This is a genomic window from Bradyrhizobium sp. 138 (assembly GCF_023074075.1).
Lineage (GTDB): Bacteria > Pseudomonadota > Alphaproteobacteria > Rhizobiales > Xanthobacteraceae > Bradyrhizobium.
In genome coordinates, this window is the sequence record NZ_JADPKT010000081.1 from 83,208 (window position 1) to 101,744 (window position 18,537).

The following is an 18,537-nucleotide window of genomic DNA, read 5'->3' on the forward strand; positions in this document are numbered from 1 at the left end:
AGTTAATGGCGGGGCCGCCGACGATATGTCACATAGGAGAAATCGGCGCTGTCGTCGCCCCCGGCAGGATGGCGGACACGTGCGACCTCGTCCCATTCCGCCCTGTCGATGTCGAAATGCGTATCGCCTTCGGGCCGGGCGTGCACTTCGGTGATTTCGAGGCGATCGGCACGATCGAGCCATTGCCGGAAGATCTCGGCGCCGCCGATCACCGCGATCTCAGTGACCGAACGCCGCAGGGCATCGCCGCGCGCAACCGCGTCCGCATCCGCCGGCGATGTCGTGACGATGGCACCTGCGGCGCGGTAGTCCGCATCGCGCGTGATCACGATATTGGTGCGGGCCCGCAGCGGACGGCGGGGCAGCGATTCGAAGGTCTTGCGGCCCATGATCACGGGCCTGCCGATCGTGAGTGCCTTGAAGCGCGCCATGTCGGACTTCAATCGCCACGGCATCGCGTTGCCGGCGCCGATCACGCCGTTCTCCGCGATCGCGACGACGAAGACGATCTCCATCAGGGTGCACTCCCGGCAAGCCGCGTCAGTGCTGGCCCGGTGACGCGGCACAGCGTCCAGTCGTCCATCATGACGGCGCCGAGCGATTTGTAGAATGCGATCGACGGCGCGTTCCAGTCGAGCACCGCCCATTGCAGGCGCGCCCAGCCGTTGTCGACGCACTCCTTTGCGAGATAGGCCAGCAGCGCCTTGCCGAGGCCCCTGCCCCGATGCGACGGCCGCACGTAGAGATCCTCGAGATAGATGCCGTGGCGGCCGCTGAAGGTGGAGAAATTCGTAAACCAGACCGCGAAGCCGACGGCGTCCCCGTCCCACTCGGCGATCGCGCAATAGAGTTGCGGTCTCTCGCCGAACAGCGCGTCAGCGATGTCAGCCTCGGTCGCCTCGACCTCGTGCGAGAGCTTTTCGTATTCGGCGAGCTCACGGATGAAATCGAGAACGAGTCCGGCTTCTCCGGGTCGCGCACGGCGGATGGTCAACGACATCGGCGTCAGACCGCGACTTCCGCCTTGATGTGCGGATGCGGGTCGTAGCCGACGAGCTCGAAATCCTCAAAGCGGAAGGAGAAGATGTCCTTCACATCAGGGTTGATCCGCATCACCGGCAACGGACGCGGCGTCCGCGTCAGTTGCAGCCGCGCCTGCTCCAGGTGATTGGAATAGAGATGCGTGTCACCGAGCGAGTGCACGAAGTCGCCGGGCTTCAAGCCCGTGACCTGCGCGACCATCATCGTAAGCAGCGCGTAGGAAGCGATATTGAAGGGCACGCCGAGAAAGACGTCGGCCGAGCGCTGATAGAGCTGGCACGACAGCTTGCCGTTCGCGACATAGAACTGGAACAGCAGGTGGCAGGGCGGCAGCGCCATCTTCTCGACGTCGGCAGGATTCCAGGCGGTGACGATCAGCCGGCGGGAATCCGGGGTGCGCTTGATCATGTCGACGACATTGGCGATCTGGTCGATGCTGCGGCCATCGGCCGTGGGCCAGGAGCGCCACTGATGACCGTAGACCGGGCCGAGATCGCCATTGGCATCCGCCCACTCGTCCCAGATGGTGACGCCGTTGTCGCGCAGATATTTGATGTTGGTGTCGCCCTTCAGGAACCACAGCAGCTCATGCACGATCGCCTTCAGCGGCAGCCGCTTGGTGGTCAGCATCGGGAAGCCGGCGGACAGATTGAAGCGCATCTGATGGCCGAACACCGAGAGCGTGCCGGTGCCGGTCCGATCGGTCTTCTCGGCGCCGTCTGAAAGAATCCGCTCGAGCAAGTCCTGATACTGGTGCATGTGCGACCAAAGCCTTTGGGGAGGCGGCGAACTTAGCGGCCGCCCCCGCGCTGCAACAGCGGCGATTCGCTGTCCGCACCGATTATACCCGGAAAAATGAGCGTTCCCTCGGCAAACGACAAGGGGGCGGAACTCGACGTCCCGCCCTCACCTATCGGCTTGATCGCGTTGCCTAAGTTGCCGGCTTGAGCACCGGGGTCCACTTCGCGATCTCGTTCTTGACGAGGCTGGCCAGCGCCTCCGGCGTCCGCTCCGCAGAGGTGGGGATGACGCTGCCGAGCTCGAGCAGGCGCTTCTTCACGGTCTCGTCGTCGAGCGCCTTGCTGGCCGCAGCGTTCAGCCTGGCCACGATCGCAGCCGAAGTTCCCTTCGGCGCGAACATCGCATTCCAGGCCTGGGCCTGGAATTTCGGCAGGCCGGCTTCCGCCGTTGTCGGCACGTTCGGCAGCGACGGGTTGCGTTCGGGCGTTGCGATCGCATAGGCCTTGATTGTGCCGGCGTTGATCTGCGGCACGGCGTTGACGATCTGATCGCACATGTAGTCGACCTGCCCCGCCACCAGCGCGTTCATGGCAGGTCCCGTGCCGTTGAAGGGCACGCCGACCGGCTTGATGTCCAGGATCGAGTGCAGCAGCTCGCAGGAGACGTGCGAGACCGATCCGACGCCGGCATGCGCGGCGTTCACCTTCTCGGCGTTGGCCTTCACATAGGCGACGAACTCCTTCAGATCCTTCGGCGGAAAGTCCTTGCGCGCCAGAATCAGGATCGGCGTGCCCGCCAGAAGCGCGATCGGCTCGAAGTCCTTCTCGGGATGATAGGCGAGCTTGGGATAGAGCGGCACGGAGGCGGCATGCGTGCCCATATGCCCGGTGATCAGCGTGTAGCCGTCATTGGCCGCGCGCGCGGCGCGCGTGGTCGCGGTGGTGCCGCCGGCGCCGACCACGTTCTCGATGATGATGCTCTGTCCGAGCGTCTGCGCCATGTGCGCGGTGACGATACGGGCGACGACGTCGGTCGGGCCGCCGGCCGCAAACGGCACGACCATGGTGATGCTGCGCGTCGGATAGGTCTGTGCCTCAGCCGGCGCGATGAAGGTGCCGAGCGAGGCGAGCGCTGCGGCACATGCGCCCGTGAGCGCGCGAATGGAAATCATATCGGTCCCCCGGGGCCAAACAAAAATGCCGGCCACAAGGCCGGCATTTTCATTTCACGAAGCCGTCACACAAGTCGATTCGACTTCCGAATGCGGCGCGCCGACGCAGGTCCGAGCGACCTCAGTTCTCGGACTCGGTGAACACCTCGTCGCGCTTGGCGCGCAACACGGGTAGCACCGTCAGGACAAGCAGGCTCGCCGCGACCGCAAGCAGCACCGCCGACAATGGACGCGTCAGGAACACGCTCCAATCGCCACGCGAGATCAGCAGCGCCCGGCGCAGGTTCTCTTCCATCAGCGGTCCGAGCACCATGCCGAGCAGCAACGGCGCCGGCTCGAAATCGTGCTTGATCAGCCAATAGCCGACGAGACCGAAGATGCCTGCGAGGATGACGTCGACCGGCGCGTTGTTCACCGAATAGATGCCGATCGCGCAGAAGATCACGATCGAGGGGAACATCAGCCGGTACGGCACGCGCAAGAGCCGCACCCAGATTCCGACCAGCGGCAGGTTGATGATGATCAGCATCAGATTGCCGATCCACATCGAGGCGATCATGCCCCAGACGAGATCAGGCTGCTTCTGCATCACCTGCGGACCGGGCACGATGCCGTGGATGGTCATCGCCCCCACCATCAGTGCCATCACCGCGTTCGGCGGAATGCCGAGGGTGAGCAGCGGAATGAACGAGGTCTGTGCCGCGGCGTTGTTGGCACTCTCCGGCCCCGCCACGCCCTCGATCGCGCCGCGGCCGAACCGCGACGGGTTCTTGGCGAGCTTCTTCTCGAGCGTATAGGCCGCGAAGGACGCGATCACGGCGCCGCCGCCGGGCAGGATGCCGAGGATCGAGCCGAGCACGGTGCCGCGCAGGATCGCAGGCGTCGAATCGGCCAGGTCCTTTCTGGTCGGCATCAGGCCGGTGATCTTTTGCTGCACGAGGTCGCGGTTCATCTCGGCGCCATGGTCGAGATTGCGGATGATCTCGGCGAAGCCGAACACACCCATCGCCACCGTCGCAAAGCCGAGGCCGTCGGCGAGCTCCGGAATGTTGAAGGCCATGCGCGAGGCGCCGGTCTCGATGTCCGAGCCGACCATCGACAGCAAGAGGCCGAACACGATCATCGCGATCGCCTTCAGCACCGAGCCCTTGGCCAGCACGACCGCGAAGATCAGGCCGAGCACCATCAGCGAGAAATACTCGGCCGGGCCGAACGCCAGCGCGAGTTTCGTCAGGGGTGCGCCGAGCAGCGCGATCAAGACGGTCGCGACGCAGCCGGCAAAGAACGAGCCGATCGCGGCGATCGCCAGCGCCGGGCCGGCACGGCCTTGCTTCGCCATCTGGTGACCATCGATGGCGGTCACGACCGATGTCGCCTCACCGGGTATGTTGACCAGGATCGACGTGGTCGAGCCGCCATATTGCGCGCCGTAATAGATGCCGGCGAGCATGATCAGCGCGCCGACCGGCGGCAGCCCGAACGTGATTGGCAGCAGCATCGCAACGGTCGCGATGGTTCCGATGCCGGGGAGAACGCCGACCAGCGTGCCGACGAGGGCGCCAATCAGGCACATCAGGAGGTTGATCGGGGAGAGCGCGACGGCGAAGCCGTGAGCGAGGTTGGCAAAGATATCCATCACGCCCTCACTGGATCAGGAAACGCGGAAACATCGGCATCGGCAGCCCGAGCACGTAGGGGAACAGGATTGCACAGCCGAGCGTCAGGCAGGCGCCGACGATGGCCGCTTCCAGCCAGCGCGTCTCGTGCGAGCCCGTCACCGCGATCATGAAGCTGGCAAAAGCCGTAACCACGAGACCGAGCGGCCGGATCGCCAGCGCGAAGAACAGGATCGCCGCCATCACGAACAGCGGCCCGCGCCAGGAATAATGGGCAAGCGCCGGCCCATCGGTCAGAAGACCGGTCAGGGCGATGCCGGCGGACAAGGCGACCAGCAGTCCGCCGAACATGCGCGGCGCGGTGCCCGCGCCGAAGGAGAAGCCCCGCATGCCCTGCAAGTCGCTCCCCGCCCACAGCGCGAACAGGGCGACCGCCATCACGACAACGCCGCCGACATAGTCCTGCGCCGACCGGATCGGCATGAAAAACGTGAGGATCGCTAGCACGAACAGCGGATAGGAATAGATCAGCGCCAGCAGAACCTCGGACGAAAGTTTCTTGGTGCCGCCACCGAACGATCCGAAGATGGCACTGGGCGCGCCTGCGAGCAGCGCCGTCATGTGGCTGGTGACCACCGTCCCTGGGCCGCGGCCGGCGCCCCAGCCGGGGATCGTCCCGAGCGACCAAATCAATTCGATGATCTGCGGCGCAATCGCCAGCAGACAAAAGCCGAGCGCCAACCGGGTATTTCGGGTGGCCGTCGCTGAGTGGCCCATCGTGTCGGCCATGCATGTCTCCTCCGCGACCCGTAAGTCACGAGCACTGTTGTTCTAAATCGGCTGGAACTGGATCCCCCGCCCGGATCACTGCCTAGCGATTTTCATCACACAATGCCAGCAAAACCCAACAGCCCGCCGGCGAGCAGGAGCCAGAGTGGATTGATGCGCGAGACCGATGCGATCACCGCAACCATTGCGGTCAGAAGCACCGCAATAATTGTGCGATCGGTCGACTGGGCCAGGACCAGGGCACTCGCCGCCATCAATCCGATCGAGAGCGGAACCAGTGCAGTCTGAATCAGGCCGGGCCAGCGCGATTGGTTGGGCCGATTCAGCAGCCGGCTGACATAATAGGCAAGCAGCGCCGTCGGCAGGCACATCGCCAGCGTCGCCGCCATCGCCCCGGGAATTCCGGCGACGGCATAGCCGATTAACGTCACGATAAGCACGTTCGGACCTGGTGAGAGCTGCGCGATCGCGTAGGCATCTGTGAACTGCTTCTCGGTCATCCAGTGATGCACCTCGACCGCGATGCGATGCATCTCGGGCACCGCCGCCGCGGCGCCGCCGACCGCGAACAGCGACATCAGGCCGAAGGTGGAGATCAGCACCCAGATCGGGTTCTCGGCGTTCATGCTGCTACTTTCCGTCGCAGGAAATAAGTGGCGCCGATACTCACGGGAATCGCGACCAGCAGCACCGCCTGGAGCGGCAAGCGGAACACGCCGATGGCGGCGAACACACCGAGCATCAGGGTGAGCGCGACGGCGTCCATCCGCTTGAACAACGGAGTCATCATGCGGAAGACCACCGCGATCAACAGCCCGACCGCCGCGCAGGAGATGCCGGCAAGACTGCGGCGCAGCAGCTCCAATTCGCCGAACTGGGCGTAGATGATCGCGAGCACGGTCACGATCAATGTCGGTGGCAGCAGCAGCCCGGCAAAGGCGGCAACTCCCCCGGCGATCCCGCGCAGCCGCGCGCCGAACACCATCGACAGGTTGACGATGTTGGGCCCCGGCAGGAAATGGCAGAGCGCGAAGGTCTCGTTGAACTCGTCCGCGGTCATCCAGCGGTGCTGCTCGACGATGGCCCGCCAGGCAAACACCAGCACGCCGCCGAAACCGGCCAGCGACATCCGGGCGAACGCCAGGAACAGCGCGGCCAGGCCCGGCGGTGCGGTGACGGGATCCGGCTCTTGACCTGAGTCCTGGACGGCCGGTGCTGAATTCGGGGACATGTCAGGAGCTTAGAACGAAGCTCGCACCGCGGCCAAGGCCAGCCCGGAACCCTATCCAAAGGAACTGCACCCAACCTGCTCAAAACCCCTGTTTTTCGAAACCTTTGCCCCCTATATTGGGGGTGCCGGTTCGCCGGCTATGGAAATAAACGGTCGTCGCAATAAACCATTCGGACCCGGGGGCGGTACCCGGCGCCTCCACCAAAGCCCACTCGGGGCTTGCCCAAGAAGCGGGTTTTGGCGGGGGCGAAATAGGATCGACGAGGGCGTAAAGGGCGTACTTTTTCCCGGTATTGTTCCGCCGTTATCGGGCTACTGCAATAGTTGCCAACGACAACTTTGCTCCGGTTGCTCAGGCTGCGTAACGCAGTTTGAAAGACCATCTTAAAGTCCTAACGGGTTAAGCTCCGTTAGGCGGGGTTCGGAGGCACCTGGCAACAGAAGCCTCCACTTGCCTTTATTTCTTCCCCGGCGGGGACTCCTGCTGACCCGTCAGGCGCGATATTGTTGTGGCTTGGCGAGTCGAGCCGGCGGGGTCCGGCTTCGGGGATGCAACAGGACACCATGGCGACCGATCATATCCGATACGATGTGCTGGCCCGCGACGCGCTGCGCGGCGTGCTGCGCAAGGTGCTGACCGATGCCGCCGCCCATGGCCTGCCGGGCGAGCACCATTTCTTCATCACCTTCGTTTCGAAGGCCGAGGGCGTGAAGCTGTCGTCACGGCTGCTCGCGCAATATCCGGAAGAGATGACGATCATCCTGCAGCACCAGTTCTGGGATCTGACCGTGCTCGAGGACCGCTTCGAGGTCGGCCTGTCCTTCGGCGGCATTCCGGAGCGGCTGGTGGTGCCGTTCAGCGCCATCAAGAGCTTCCTCGACCCGTCCGTGAAGTTCGGCCTCCAGTTCGACACCTCCGATGTCGCCGAGGTCGCGCCCGAATCGCTGCCGACAGCGCCCGCACCGTCGGCCGTCGCGGTGCAGACGCCTGCCCCGGAAACGGCGGAAAGCACGGAGGAGCCGGCGGCCCCGAACCAGGGTGGCGCCGAAGTCGTGCGGCTCGATCGTTTCCGCAAGAAATGATCTAGGTTGGCTTTGAAGCCGTCCCATCCGGCCAGACTGCCTATATAGAAGAGCACATGAAGAGGCCGCGCGGCGTTTCGCGCGGCGGAATGGATGTGCTCATGGCCAAAGCTTCCCGCTCGAAGACCGCCCGCCCCGCAACCCGCATCGAGACCGACAGCTTCGGTCCCATCGAGGTCGCCGCCGATCGCTATTGGGGGGCGCAGACCGAGCGCTCGCGCCAGAATTTTCGTATCGGCACGGACCGCATGCCGATCGCGCTCGTGCACGCGCTCGGCATCGTCAAGCTCGCCGCAGCGCAGTCCAACCTCGAGCTCGGCCTGCTCGACCAGCGCCGCGCGGGCGCCATCATCCGCGCCGCGCGCGAGGTGATCGAAGGCAGACTGGACGATCATTTTCCGCTCGTCGTATGGCAGACCGGCTCCGGCACGCAGACCAACATGAACCTCAACGAGGTGATCGCCAACCGCGCCAACGAGCTCCTGGGCGGCGAGCTCGGCGCCAAGAAGCCGGTGCATCCCAACGACCACGTCAACATGAGCCAGTCGTCGAACGACTCTTTCCCGACCGCGATGCACATCGCGGCGGCAAGCCGCATCAATGCCGATCTCGTCCCTGCGCTCACCGAGCTGCTCCGCGCACTGCGCAAGAAGGAGAAGGCGTTCGCGAGGATCGTCAAGATCGGGCGGACCCACACCCAGGACGCGACGCCGCTGACGCTCGGCCAGGAATTTTCCGGCTATGCCGCGCAGGTCGAGAGCGGCATCGCCCGGCTCAAGCTCGCGGTGAAGGAGCTCCATCCGCTGGCGCAGGGCGGCACCGCCGTCGGCACCGGCCTCAATTCGAAGCCGCGCTTTGCAAGACTGTTCGCAAAGCACGTCGCGTCCATCACGAAGCTCCCCTTCACCAGCGCCGCCAACAAATTCGAGGCGCTGGCCTCGAACGATGCCTATGTGCTGGTGCATGGCGCCATCAATTCGGTGGCGACGGGCCTGTTCAAGATCGCCAACGACATCCGCCTCTTGGGATCGGGCCCGCGCTCTGGCCTCGGCGAGCTGATCCTGCCGGAGAACGAGCCGGGCTCCTCGATCATGCCGGGCAAGGTCAATCCGACCCAGTGCGAGGCGATGACCATGGTGTGCTGCCAGGTGTTCGGCAATCACACCGCGATCACGGTGGCCGGCAGCCAGGGCCATTTCGAGCTCAACGTCTACAAGCCCGTGCTGGCCTACAACATGCTGCACTCGATCCGCCTGATGGCGGATGCGGCGCGATCCTTCACCGAGCACTGCGTCAGCGGCATCCGCGCCGACGAAAAGCGCATCAACGAGCTGATGCAGCGCTCGCTGATGCTGGTGACGGCGCTCGCCCCGAAGATCGGCTACGACAATGCCGCCAAGGTGGCCAAGACGGCCCATGCCAACGGCACCACGTTGAAGGAGGAGGCGCTGCGGCTCGGCTTCGTCTCGGCGGACGAATTCGATCGCCTGGTGCGCCCGGAGAAGATGACCAGCCCCGGATAAATTCCGAATTCCGATAGCCATCCGTAATGATACGGACGCTTCACGCCCAGAAATATGCGGCTTTGGGGGCGGGATTTGATTACCGTCAATGTTCCGGCGGGACGGCGTGCTACGCAGCCAGTCCGCCCCTCGACGGGGCGAATTCATCGTTTGATGGCCCCAGAGGCCGATTGACGAGGACGAGCGAATGGCGATCAAGTCTTGTGGGGCGCAAAGCGGCACCCTGTTTCTGAATGTTTCATCCAGCCTGAAGAGGATCGGATGATGGAGACGCGGCATGGGGAACGTCATCAACCTGAATCGCTTCAGGAAGCGCGCCGAGCGGGAAGCCTCGGCGAAACAGGCGGACGCCAACCGGACGAAGTTCGGCCGCACGAAGGCGGAACGGTCGGCGGAGGAGACGCGCGCGGACAAGGCGAAGGCGCACCTGGATCAGCATCAGATCGATCGCGAGGAGCAGCCATGAAGTCGCCCGTCGTGAAACGGTCGATCGTCGTTGCCGGGCACAAGACCAGCGTCAGCCTGGAAGAAGCGTTCTGGACCGGCATGAAGGAGATTTCCGGCCTGCGCAACATGACGTTGTCCGAGCTGGTCGGCGAGATCGATAACAATCGCCAGCAGGGCAATCTGTCGTCGGCGATCCGTCTGTTCGTCCTGGATTACTTCAAGAGCCGGGCCATGGCCGCCCAGCCGGACAACAAGGTCCCCGCCCAGTAGCCGCCGGGGCGTTTTCCCAGGCGCCCGACGGTCTGCACTTTAAAATCACTCTAAGGTGCAGCTTCGGCCAACCGGCGCGCTTGACCTCACTGCCCTGCATTGAAAATACAGGGCATGACCAACACCAATGACACGCGTCCCCATATGCCGCTGGGTCTGGCCCAGCGCGGCTATACCGGCGTCATCCAGCATCTTTCGGCTCGCGAGGCGGGCTCGGCGCTGTCGGACATCGAGCTCGAGAGCCGCCTGATCGAGCTCGGCTTCGTCGAGGGCGCCCGGGTCGAGGTCCTGCACGAAGGGCTGGTCGGGCGTGACCCGATCGCCGTGCGGGTCGACAGCATCACGATCGCGGTCCGCCGCCGCGAAGCCATGGCCATCATCGTCGCCTAAGACCGCGACCGGACCTCTGATCCCGGACCATTGATTCCATGGAATTACCCCTGCTGCATCTCGCCCTGGTGGGCACGCCGAACAGCGGCAAGACCTCGCTGTTCAACGCCCTGACCGGCAGCCGGCAGAAGGTCGCGAACTATCCCGGCGTCACCGTCGAGCGCAAGGAAGGCTTCTTCGTCACGCCCCAGGGACGCCAGGTCTCGGTGGTCGACCTGCCCGGCACCTATTCGCTGCGCGGCCGCAGCCCGGACGAGGAGATCACCCGCGACTTCGTGCTCGGCAAGGCCTCCGGCGAGACCGTGCCCGATCTCGTGCTCTGCGTCGCCGACTCCACCAATCTGCGGCTGACCATCCGCCTGCTGCTCGAGCTCAAGCGCACGGGCCGGCCGATGGTCCTGGTGCTCAACATGTTCGACATCGCCGCCCGCCGCGGCATCACCGTCGACGTCGAGCGGCTCGCCAAGGAGCTCGGCCTGCCCGTGGTCACCTCGATCGCGGTGCGAAAGGGCGGCACCGCCGACCTCTTGAAACTGACCGACGAGATCTCGGCAAGACTCGCTGCCGAGGCGGAGGCGAACAGCTGGCGCGCGCTCAGTGTCTCCGAATTGCGCGCGACCCAGCGCGAGGCCGACCGCATCATCGCCGATTGCGTCAGCCTGCCTGCCAGGCCCGACACCTGGACCGCGCGGATCGACGCGGTCGTGCTGCATCCCGTCGGCGGCCTCATCGTGCTGACCCTGATCCTGTTCGTGATGTTCCAGGCGGTGTTCGCCTGGGCGCAGCCGGCCATGGACCTGCTCAAGTCCGGCTTCGACGCGTTCGGGGAATTCGTGCAGGCCACCCTGCCCGACGGCCTGTTGCAGAGCTTCCTGCAGAACGGCGTGATCTCGGGTGTCGGCAGCGTCATCGTGTTCCTGCCGCAGATCATCCTCATCTTCCTGTTCATCCTGCTCCTGGAAGATTTCGGCTACATGGCGCGCGCCGCGTTCCTGATGGACCGCATCATGGGCGGCGCCGGCCTGCACGGCCGCGCCTTCATTCCGCTGCTGTCGAGCTTTGCCTGCGCCATTCCCGGCATCATGGCGACGCGCGTCATCGACAACAAGCGCGACCGGCTGACCACGATCCTGATCGCGCCGCTGATGACCTGCTCGGCGCGCATTCCGGTCTACACGCTGATCATCTCCGCATTCATTCCGGCCAGGGACGTCTGGGGTTTCATCAACCTGCAGGGCCTCGTGATGTTCGGCCTCTATGTTGCCGGCATCACCAGCGCGCTCGTGGTCTCGTTCCTCATCAAATTCTTCATGCTGCGCGACTATGCGCCGGCGCCGTTCATGCTGGAGCTGCCGGACTACAAGATGCCGCGGCTGAAATCGATCGCGATCGGCATCTACACCCGCGCCAAGATGTTCCTGGTGCGCGCCGGCACCACGATCTTCTCGATGATGGTGCTGATCTGGTTCCTGGCCTCGTTCCCGCAGCCGCCGGCAGGCGCGACCGAGCCCGCCATCGACTTCAGCCTGGCTGCGATGATCGGCAAGGCGCTCGAGCCGCTGCTCGCCCCGGTCGGCTTCAACTGGCAGATCGCGGTGGCGCTGATCCCGGGCATGGCGGCGCGCGAGGTCGCGGTTGCGGCGCTCGGCACCGTCTATGCGATCGAAGGCGGCAAGGAAGCGGCCGAGCAGATCGGCCAGGTGCTGGCGACGAAATGGTCGCTCGCCACCGCCCTGTCGATGCTGGCCTGGTACATCTTCGCCCCGCAATGCGCCTCGACGCTGGCCGTGATCCGGCGCGAGACCGGAAGCTGGACCTGGATGGCCGTGACCTTCTTCTACATGCTGGTGCTGGCCTATGCGGCGAGCCTTCTGACGTACAACGTCGCGGTGGCGCTCGGGGCGGGATAGGCCCCTCAAATCCAAACTGCGAAAACAACCCCATGCACAGTAGACGCGAGTTGTAAAATCAACGACTTACGCGAGCGCGAAAATCGTCCGACCGTAGCCCACGCGCCGGTTGACCCATCGGGCGAAACACCGGCATTGTCGTGAGCAACCGCATCGACGGCCCGTCACGGAGGCGGTGTTCTGTGGACCATTTCAGCACCGTCCGATTGACCGCCGATCGATTGAACGAAGACCACCTCGCCGACCTCGTCGCACTGCATCTGGATCCCGAAGTGTCGCGCTATATCGGCGGCGTCCGATCGGCGGAGAGAACGAAGTCTTACCTCGACGTCAACATGGCGCATTGGGATCAGCACGGCTTCGGACTTTGGACGTTGCGGACGAAGGACGGCGCGTTCGTCGGGCGCGCGGGACTCCGGCACCTCCTCGTCGACGACGTCGACGAGATCGAGATCTTCTACGCGTTCAAACGCGAATTCTGGGGCCAGGGATTTGCAAGCGAGATCGCGGCCGCGATGACGGATATCGGGCTGTCGCATTTCGGGCTGCCATCTCTCATCGGCATCGTGAAGGTCGGGAACGATGCCTCCCGCCGCGTGCTGGAGAGATCAAGCTATCTCCTCGAGCGGAGCACGAACCGTCACGGAGAGGACGTCGTAATCTACCGCAAGCGGCGGTGAGCAAGGACAACCGCCTGTCATCGCGAGCGCAGCGAAGAATCGCGACTGCTGCTGAAAGATTCTGGATTGCTTCGCCACGCTCGCAATGACGTCGTCGACGCAGCCGCCACCGACGCTACGGTCGGGTCTTACCTGAAATATCCCAGCACGAGATCGATGTCCGAACCGCCGGCGACCGTGCCGTTCAGCTCGGCGTCGATGACGCGGCGGCAGGCTTCGATCGCGGCGTGGTCGCCGAGATCATTGGCGGCTTCCAGCACGAGCCAGGCCGCGTCCACCGACGCCTTGTCCGGTGCTCCGCCGCCGATATCGGCGGTGACGGCACTGTTGAGGTTCTTCTTGCGAACGGCGGTGCCGAATTGAGGCAACATTGCAAACACTCCCCTCTCGAATTCCCGCTCAGTGGACCTGAAGCTCGGGCTGACGGCCCTGAGCGGAATCGGCACCCGCGCTATTCTTGCGCGACTGGTAGAACTTCAGAATGCTGCGCGAGGTCTCGATCTTGAGCCGGCCGTACTCGCGCTCATTGTCCTGGAGCTCGCGCGCCGTGATCAGATGATCCTTGGCGCCGAGGAACAGCAGCGACATCGTCGTATCCCAGGAGAAGTCGAGCGCCTTGCAGAGCACCAGGATCATCTCGCGGTTGCGGTCCATCAGCGCGCGCTCGATCACGTCGACCGGGAGCGAGGACAGCAGCGACAGGCCGATCTGCACCTCGTCGAAGCGGTGCTGGCGCGCATAGTTCGAAATCGAATCCTGGTTGAGATTGCCCTGGCGGTATTGCGTCGTGACCACGCGCTTGGCGACGAAATAGCTGCGCGAGGACGGACCGAACTTGGACTGGAGATCGCCGGTGACCTCGGTCACCGAGCTCTGGATCTGCGCCATCATCTCGGGCCGCTCGGACTCGAGGCGGCGGCGGACGTCTTCCGAGGCCTTCGAGATCAGCTGCTGGAAAATGTGGCGCGGCACGTCCTTGCGCAGGCCGAGCTGCTCGGCGAGGATCGAATCGCCCTCGGCGCGGCGGACCATGTGCAACAGGCCGGAGCCGGAGAAGCGCGCGCCCTCGTTCTTCGCGACCGACGTCACGACCTCCTGGTTGCCGCGCTTGACCAGCACGTCGGTCACGGCCTCGCCGATCGACTTGCGCTGCGCGATCGCGAGCAGATGCGACTGGCCCTTGGTCATGGCGCTCTCGACCAGCATCTTCTCGTCGATGCGGTTGGAGTCGCGCAGCACGGGACCGGCGACCTCGATCTCGTCGTCGAGGGCGAGCTTTTCGATGACGTTGATCGGGGCATGATCGCACGCCGACATCACATCGGAGAGCTGCGCCCGCGCGGCGACTTCGATTTCCTCGGCGAGCCGGCCGATGACCTCGCCGAACATGCTGATCTCGTCGTCGCTGTAGCGGCCGGTGATCAGAATGTCGGTCGCATGCCACAACGCCTTTGCCCGGCTTTCGTCGGTGCCGCGCGCGATCGCGTCGTCCAGATCCTGCAGAAGCGATTTCGCCCCGTTCATCTCGATCACCCCAGTTCTTGGTCGTTCTTTTGCGAACCGTTGCGCCTCACTTGGCGCGACGCCGAATTCCTCTGGAAACCGACGCTAGAGATGAAACGCGAGAATTCAGTAAAATCGGCAAATCAGTTTTGCCGGGCAAAATTCATTCAAATGCGAGGGGATGGGCTAAGGAGCGCGAAAGACGCTGCGCGGGAGGTGCTGCTCACCTCTCCCGTAGGGAGAGGTCGGATCGCATCGAAAGATGCGATCCGGGTGAGGGGGTACGGTCCGACCTAATGCCGCGGCCCCTCACCCGGATTGCTCGGGCGCGCAATTGCGCGCCATAGCAATCCGACCTCTCCCCGCTGGGGAGAGGTGAACCGAGCCTAGCCGCGAGCAGCGTCGCCCTCACGGATTCTGTGGCGTCAGCACCAGCGGCGGCTTTGGCTTGGGCTTTGCGGGCGGCGGGCCCGGGGCAGGTTTCACGTCGATGGCAGGGGGCAGCGGCGCAAGCTGCTGCTGGCTCGCGAGCGGTGGGCTCGGTACGGCGGGAGCGGCCTGTGGAGCCTTCGGCGTCGGCGCTGCTTTCGACTTCGCGGGCGCGCGGCGCGGATCCTGGCCCGGCAGCGGCACGTTGGCCGGCCCCTGCTCGGGCGCGGCATCCGGAGACACCAGCGTCGGCAGCGCTGCGGTCGCCGGTGGCGGCTCGCCGCGCTCGATGGCATCGAGCCGGCGCGTCTCGCGGTCGATCGTGCGCACCGCAAGCCACGAGGACAGCGCCGCAAGATCGATGGTGCGATTGAGCTTGTCGGGAGGTCCCGCCGCGAACAACTGGATCTCGGGTGGGGCGCCGGAAAGGCCGGTCATGATCGGCGTCAGGCTGGCGCGGATGTCGGCCTGGTCGGCCGGAATGTCGTAGCCGCCGGAGACGATGGCGCGGGCGTTCTTCGCTTCCAGCGGCGTCGCGCCGACGCGTAAGCGCCCGTCGCGGATCGTGAACGGGATTTGCGCCGAGGCGACCGCGATCGGTGCGGCGGCAAGGGCGGGCTCGACCAGCTGCCGCAAGCGGTTGTCGTCGGAAACCTGACCGCCGTCGCTGGCGCGGATCGCGATCTCGAATGCGCGCGGATTGAGCCCGCTGATTTCTGCGGAGTTCAGGGTCACCGTACCGTTGCCGGCGAGCGCGCCGGTGAGGGCGGCGACGCTGCGGCCCTGGCTGGTCAGCGCCATCTGCACCGAGACGCGCCCCTTCGGCAGCGCGAGGTCGCGGTAGCGCAGCGCCGCCGCATCGACATTGCCGAGCTCGACGCGCGCATTCAATGCAACACCACCCGCGCCATTACGGGCGTCAAAGTTCGCCGACATCTCGCCGCCGCCGACGCCGCCTTTCAGCGCATCGAGCGCGAGCGACTGGCCGTCGCTGCGGATCGTGCCGCCGAAGGCGCGCAGCTCGATGCCGCCGGGCAACGTCCCGCGCAACGCCTGGAACGCGATCCGGCCGCGCCAGCCCGTGATGAGCCCTGCGCTCAGCGGGTCGCCCGTATCGTGCCCGGCCGCGCCGATCGCCATCGCGAGCGCCGGCGCAAGATCGAGCGTATCGAGACCGACTTCGCCGTCGAGGCTCTTCTCCGGATCCAGCGTCACCGCCAGATGGCCGCGCAGATGCGAGCCGACCGCATTGCCGTCGAGATCGTCGAAGGTCAGGCGATTGCCCGTCAGCGTGAGGCGGGAGGACAGGCTGACGTTCTGCGCCGATTTGTCGGTCGGGCTGATCCCGAGCAGCGGGGCCAGATTGGCGTTGCGCACGCGCAGGTTCACGCTGCCTTTCGGCTCCGACAATTCGACGCTGCCCTGCGCATCGGCATCAAGACCGCCACCGCTGAGCTTTGCGTTCAACTGCAGCGGCCGCCGCCAGGCGCCGTTTAGCTTGCCCTCGAATTGCGAAGCGCCCTCGCCTGCGGCCACCACGCGATCAAGCCCGAGCAGCGCCAGCAGCGCGCCGGCCTGCGGCGTCGAGACTTTCGAATCCAGCGTGAAATCGCTGCTCCGCAGGCGGTCGAGATCGATGCCGCCGATGGCGGCGGCCGGCAGTTGCGCGGCCAGCGTCGTGGTCGCCTTGAGCTGCGGCGCGTCGAGCTCGAGCACGGCGCGGGCATTGCTGCGATCGGCATGCTCGGCATTCTTGTCGAGGCTGAGATCGAGCTTGAGACGGGTCGCGCCCGGTAGTGCCGGAATGGCATCGAAGCGCGCGCGCACCGCAGGTGCAAACGGCTCGATCAGCGCGGTGAGCTCGCGCAGCGAATTGGCCGAGGATTTCAGCGCGAGCTTGCCGGTGGCTTTGGTGCCGTCGAAGCTGCCGCTGGCCTCGGTGGTCACGCCGCTGGCCTGCCCGAAGCGCAACTGCTCCAGCGACAGCGATGCCGGGCCGTAAGCAAGCTTCGCAGCGAACGGCCGCAGCTCCTGGCCGGCGGAGATCGCGCGGCCGATATCGAGCGAGAGCCTTGCCTCCTCCGGCCACTCGCCCTGCGGTCCGGCCAGCGCGCGGACGAAACTTGCGGCGGCGTCGAGGTCGAGCCGGTCGGCCTTCAACTCGGCGTCGATCCGCGAGCCGTTGCTCGCGCCTGTTTGCACGAAGGCGATGCGGCCTTGCACGGTGCCGCCTTCAATGTCGGCCTTCAGCCTGTCGATGGCGAGATGGTTGGCGGCGATCGTCACGTCGCCGGCGAGGCGCAGCGGCCGCGTGCTGCGGCGGTTGACCTCGCTGCGGCCCTGCAGCCAGGCCGTCAGCGTATCCGGGTCGGATGATTCGACGCTGAGACGGCCGCTGAAACTGTCGGCGCCGGGCGTCGCACCGTTGAGCGAGAGCTGCGTCATGCCAGGCGCACGCAGCTCGAGCCGCTGGAACGTCCAGGATCGTCCGTCGGTCTGAAGCTCGGCCGTGATGTTCTGCAGCGGGCGGCCGCCGAGCATGATCTGGTCGGAGTTGAACTCGATCTGCGCCGGGATCGGCGCCTGCGGAATTGCGGCGAGCCCTGCACGCAGCGCCGGCAGGATGCGGAGCGGCTCGGCATCGCCCTTGGCCGCGAGCTTGTCGACATCGACCTGACGCGCCGACAGCACCGCGCGCAGCAGCGGCGAAGCGCCGAATTTGAGATCGCCGACGCCGCCGAGCTTCAGCGCGGTGTCTTCGGTGCCGAAGCTCGCGTCGATCTGCTCGAACTTGGCCCCGGCCGGATCCGCCTTCAGCTTGGTCGTGAGCTTCCAGGGCGTTGGCCCCGCCTCGCCCGACTTCTTGGCCGGCGGTACGGCCAGCGTCAGCGTGCCCTCGAATTTCGGCAGGCGATTGTCGAAGGCGAGCACGCCTTCGAGATCGGCGAGGATGGCACGCTCGCCGGGATCGATGTTGAGATGCAAACGCGTGGCGTTGCCGTCGGCGCTCGGGCCGGAGGAGACCCGGAACGGATAGCGCACCCCGGCCGCGGTGAAGCGCCCGTCGCCGCGCACCGAGCCCGCGAGCGAGCGGACGTCGCCGGAGAAAGCGATGTCGTTCAGCTCCAACGTCGAGCGGCTGGCGGCATCGTGCAGGGCAATGCGGCCGGTGAGATTGAGCCGCTCGATGGCAAGGGATGCCAGATTGAAGGTGCCGTTCGCGGCGGAGGGCAAATCGACCCGTCCCCTCGCGTCGAGGCCGAGATCGACCGCCATGCCGCCCACCGAAAGCTCGGTGGCGCGCCATTCGCCGCGCATCAGCGAGCTGAGGCTGAACTCGACGTCGAGCTTGTCGGCGCGCAGGCGGCCGAGATCGTTGTTGCCGCCGAAGGTGACCGAGCGCAGCCGCAGCGTCGGCGCCGGCAACAGCCGCGCGTCGAGCTCGCCCGCGACCCGCACCGGCACGCCGATGATCTTGCCAGCCTCCGCCTCGAACTGGGGCCTGAACTGGTTCCAGTCGACGTAGTAAGGCCCGATCAGCGCGGCCAGCAGCGCAATGATGAAGGCAATCGCCAATCCGAGCAGCGTCGTCTGCACGGGTCTCCCCTCGGCCAAACCGACACCCGGACCAAACCCTGGCCTTAGTGGACTTCAGGCGTGCCGGAACAGCCCCTTATATAGGGGGAAGTGTGGCGAAGTCACAGCGACTGTTG

General features: G+C 65.4%; 18 protein-coding genes and 1 other RNA gene. 8 read left to right on the forward strand and 11 right to left on the reverse strand.

Features of this window, described 5'->3' with window-relative positions; genetic code table 11:
- Positions 1 to 2 precede the first annotated feature (2 nt).
- From IVA79_RS27530 to IVA79_RS27565, 8 genes are all read right to left on the reverse strand, one after another.
- Complete coding sequence (locus tag IVA79_RS27530) at positions 3 to 515, reverse strand: dihydrofolate reductase (protein WP_247558898.1); 513 nt, start codon at positions 513 to 515, stop codon at positions 3 to 5.
- On the reverse strand, positions 515 to 1,000 hold the full coding sequence (locus IVA79_RS27535; protein WP_247558900.1) for a GNAT family N-acetyltransferase: 486 nt from the start codon (positions 998 to 1,000) through the stop codon (positions 515 to 517). The genes IVA79_RS27530 and IVA79_RS27535 overlap by 1 nt, the downstream gene beginning before the upstream one ends.
- 5 nt (positions 1,001 to 1,005) lie before the next feature.
- Positions 1,006 to 1,800 (reverse strand): thymidylate synthase, encoded by a 795-nt coding sequence (locus IVA79_RS27540; RefSeq protein WP_247558917.1) that lies wholly within the window; start codon positions 1,798 to 1,800, stop codon positions 1,006 to 1,008.
- Positions 1,801 to 1,972: 172 nt separating this feature from the next.
- On the reverse strand, positions 1,973 to 2,953 hold the full coding sequence (locus IVA79_RS27545; protein ID WP_247558919.1) for a tripartite tricarboxylate transporter substrate binding protein BugD: 981 nt from the start codon (positions 2,951 to 2,953) through the stop codon (positions 1,973 to 1,975).
- 121 nt (positions 2,954 to 3,074) lie between these two features.
- A complete protein-coding gene (locus IVA79_RS27550) occupies positions 3,075 to 4,589 on the reverse strand; it encodes a tripartite tricarboxylate transporter permease (RefSeq protein WP_247558921.1) in 1,515 nt (504 codons plus the stop codon).
- Positions 4,590 to 4,596: 7 nt separating this feature from the next.
- The gene (locus IVA79_RS27555; protein ID WP_247558955.1) at positions 4,597 to 5,358 is read right to left on the reverse strand and encodes a tripartite tricarboxylate transporter TctB family protein; all 762 of its coding nucleotides are present in this window, start codon (positions 5,356 to 5,358) and stop codon (positions 4,597 to 4,599) included.
- Positions 5,359 to 5,453: 95 nt separating this feature from the next.
- A complete protein-coding gene (locus IVA79_RS27560; RefSeq protein ID WP_247558958.1) occupies positions 5,454 to 5,984 on the reverse strand; it encodes a chromate transporter in 531 nt (176 codons plus the stop codon).
- Entirely contained in the window at positions 5,981 to 6,589 is a 609-nt protein-coding gene (locus IVA79_RS27565) for a chromate transporter (protein WP_247558960.1), read from the reverse strand. Before IVA79_RS27565 ends, IVA79_RS27560 begins: the two co-directional genes overlap by 4 nt.
- Positions 6,590 to 6,674: 85 nt before the next feature.
- On the opposite strand from IVA79_RS27565, the gene ssrA reads away from it, so the two are divergent.
- From ssrA to IVA79_RS27605, 8 genes are all read left to right on the forward strand, one after another.
- Positions 6,675 to 7,041, forward strand: a transfer-messenger RNA (tmRNA) gene (ssrA, locus tag IVA79_RS27570).
- Between the two features lie 112 nt (positions 7,042 to 7,153).
- Positions 7,154 to 7,672, forward strand: a complete 519-nt coding sequence (locus IVA79_RS27575) for a ClpXP protease specificity-enhancing factor SspB (protein ID WP_247559077.1) — start codon at positions 7,154 to 7,156, stop codon at positions 7,670 to 7,672.
- An 89-nt stretch (positions 7,673 to 7,761) separates the two neighbouring features.
- Complete coding sequence (gene fumC, locus IVA79_RS27580) at positions 7,762 to 9,195, forward strand: class II fumarate hydratase (protein WP_247559079.1); 1,434 nt, start codon at positions 7,762 to 7,764, stop codon at positions 9,193 to 9,195.
- A gap of 277 nt (positions 9,196 to 9,472) precedes the next feature.
- Complete coding sequence (locus tag IVA79_RS27585) at positions 9,473 to 9,661, forward strand: DUF4169 family protein (protein ID WP_018640859.1); 189 nt, start codon at positions 9,473 to 9,475, stop codon at positions 9,659 to 9,661.
- Positions 9,658 to 9,912, forward strand: a complete 255-nt coding sequence (locus IVA79_RS27590) for a ribbon-helix-helix domain-containing protein (protein ID WP_247558962.1) — start codon at positions 9,658 to 9,660, stop codon at positions 9,910 to 9,912. Before IVA79_RS27585 ends, IVA79_RS27590 begins: the two co-directional genes overlap by 4 nt.
- 114 nt (positions 9,913 to 10,026) lie before the next feature.
- Complete coding sequence (locus IVA79_RS27595) at positions 10,027 to 10,302, forward strand: FeoA family protein (protein WP_247558964.1); 276 nt, start codon at positions 10,027 to 10,029, stop codon at positions 10,300 to 10,302.
- 38 nt (positions 10,303 to 10,340) lie between these two features.
- The gene (locus IVA79_RS27600; protein ID WP_247558966.1) at positions 10,341 to 12,212 is read left to right on the forward strand and encodes a ferrous iron transporter B; all 1,872 of its coding nucleotides are present in this window, start codon (positions 10,341 to 10,343) and stop codon (positions 12,210 to 12,212) included.
- A 182-nt stretch (positions 12,213 to 12,394) separates the two neighbouring features.
- Positions 12,395 to 12,892, forward strand: coding sequence for a GNAT family N-acetyltransferase (locus tag IVA79_RS27605; protein ID WP_247558968.1), 498 nt, complete (start codon positions 12,395 to 12,397; stop codon positions 12,890 to 12,892).
- 128 nt (positions 12,893 to 13,020) lie between these two features.
- On the opposite strand, the gene IVA79_RS27610 is transcribed toward IVA79_RS27605, so the two are convergent.
- From IVA79_RS27610 to IVA79_RS27620, 3 genes are all read right to left on the reverse strand, one after another.
- On the reverse strand, positions 13,021 to 13,263 hold the full coding sequence (locus IVA79_RS27610; RefSeq protein ID WP_246929991.1) for a hypothetical protein: 243 nt from the start codon (positions 13,261 to 13,263) through the stop codon (positions 13,021 to 13,023).
- A gap of 28 nt (positions 13,264 to 13,291) precedes the next feature.
- A complete protein-coding gene (locus IVA79_RS27615; RefSeq protein ID WP_247558970.1) occupies positions 13,292 to 14,416 on the reverse strand; it encodes a DUF2336 domain-containing protein in 1,125 nt (374 codons plus the stop codon).
- A 387-nt stretch (positions 14,417 to 14,803) separates the two neighbouring features.
- The gene (locus IVA79_RS27620) at positions 14,804 to 18,421 is read right to left on the reverse strand and encodes an AsmA-like C-terminal region-containing protein (protein WP_247558972.1); all 3,618 of its coding nucleotides are present in this window, start codon (positions 18,419 to 18,421) and stop codon (positions 14,804 to 14,806) included.
- Positions 18,422 to 18,537 lie beyond the last annotated feature (116 nt).